The following is a 400-nucleotide window of genomic DNA, read 5'->3' on the forward strand; positions in this document are numbered from 1 at the left end:
AGGCCGTTCGCCTTGTCCCGCCGCTCGGGCTCGATCAGCGCGGTCACGAGTGTCTGCAGGGCGATCGTCCGCGGATTCCCGCAGATCATCCCGAGCATCGAGAGCAGGATGAAGACCCAGAGCCGCACCCGCGTCGGGTCGGTGAACACCTCGTCCGGCGTCAGCTTGTAGAGGGCGAAGGCACAGATGTAGAGGACCAGCGACGCCGCTGTCGACACCTGCATCACGGTCTTCTTGCGGAACCGGTCGACCAGGCTGCCGAACCAGATGCCGCTGAGCGCAGTGGCGACCAGGAAGATGCCGGCGACCATGCCTGTGGCCAGCACCGACCGGGTCTCCAGGAACACCCAGAAGGTGATGGCGAACCAGACGGTCGAGTTGATCACGGCGACGATCAGTG

1 protein-coding gene is annotated in these 400 nt (G+C 65.0%); it reads right to left on the bottom strand.

Going from position 1 to position 400, the window contains the following annotated elements; translation table 11 throughout:
- Positions 1-386 (bottom strand): MFS transporter (locus tag I6F37_RS43215; protein ID WP_225154865.1); only part of this gene is annotated, 386 nt, incomplete at its 3' end.
- Between the last annotated feature and the right edge of the window lie 14 nt (positions 387-400).

The sequence above is a fragment of the Bradyrhizobium sp. NBAIM08 genome, assembly GCF_020193935.1.
GTDB lineage: Bacteria > Pseudomonadota > Alphaproteobacteria > Rhizobiales > Xanthobacteraceae > Bradyrhizobium > Bradyrhizobium yuanmingense.